The following is a 1062-nucleotide window of genomic DNA, read 5'->3' as shown; positions in this document are numbered from 1 at the left end:
GGCTCTTCGACGTTGGGTGTGGAATTCGCCCCCTGAGCTGGGCCAGAATATGACCTCCACAGCGGCAGGAGGTATGACATGGACGGCACCCAGATTCTAACACTCGGCCTGGGCTTGGAAGCGCCCTGGATCCTCAAGAACCAGTACCTGGATACCGCCGTGTCGCCCCACCGCCTGGACCTCTATGTCGAGGCGGAGCGAGGCAGTCTCTATCCCTGCCCAGAATGTGGTAAGGCCTGCCAAGCTCATGACTTTGCCGACAAAACCTGGCGGCATCTGAACTTCTTTCAGCATCACTGTTACCTGCATGCTCGCGTGCCGCGCACGAAGTGTCCTGACCATGGCGTCAAGCGCATAGAGGTGCCCTGGGCCCGGCCGGGCAGCGACTTTACCCTGCTGTTCGAGCAAGCGGCCATGTCACTGGTCAAGGAGATGCCGGTACTGGCCGTCTCCCGCCAGTTGGAGATTTCCGACAAACGACTATGGCGCATCGTGCACCACTACGTTGGCCGCATGTTGGGGGAACTGGATCTGTCCAAGGTGGTGACGGTCGGCGTGGACGAAACCGCCTCCCGGCGCGGTCATCGCTATGTCACGGTGTTCCTCGACATGCAGCGCAAGCGGGAACCGGTTATCTTTGCCGTCCCAGGCTGCGGCAAGGATGCCATCCAGGCTTTCAGCGCCTTCCTGGCGGCCCATGGCGGCGACCCGAATAATGTGGTCGAGGTCGTCTGCGATATGTCGCCAGCCTTCCTTAGCGGCGTGACCGAGCACCTTCCCAAGGCCGAGGTAACGGTCGACTGGTTCCATATCGTACAGACCTTCACCAAGCGGCTGGACGAGGTACGCAAGAAAGAGCGCCGGGAGCAGGGGCACCCCAAGTCGCTGCGCTGGGCCCTGCTGAAGAACCTGGATAACAAGAACCTGACACCCAAACAGCTTTCGGCGCTCCAGGAGTTGGTGGCCGATCAGAGCGCCACGGCCGATGCCTGGGTGATCAAGGAGAAGCTACGCTGGATCCAGAAGGCTCCAACGCCCAGAGCGGCTCGGTGGCGCATCACG

General features: G+C 61.4%; 1 protein-coding gene. It reads left to right on the top strand.

Translation table 11 applies throughout. The features are described from left to right. Nucleotides 1-78 precede the first annotated feature (78 nt). Nucleotides 79-1062, top strand: a 984-nt coding sequence (locus HZU72_RS23575; protein WP_180096375.1) for an ISL3 family transposase, incomplete at its 3' end; no start/stop codon positions are given.

This window comes from Vreelandella sedimenti, from assembly GCF_013416325.1.
Classification (GTDB): Bacteria; Pseudomonadota; Gammaproteobacteria; order Pseudomonadales; family Halomonadaceae; genus Vreelandella; species Vreelandella sedimenti.
The sequence above is the reverse complement of the archived record's forward strand: the minus strand, read 5'-3'. Positions and strand labels throughout refer to the sequence as shown.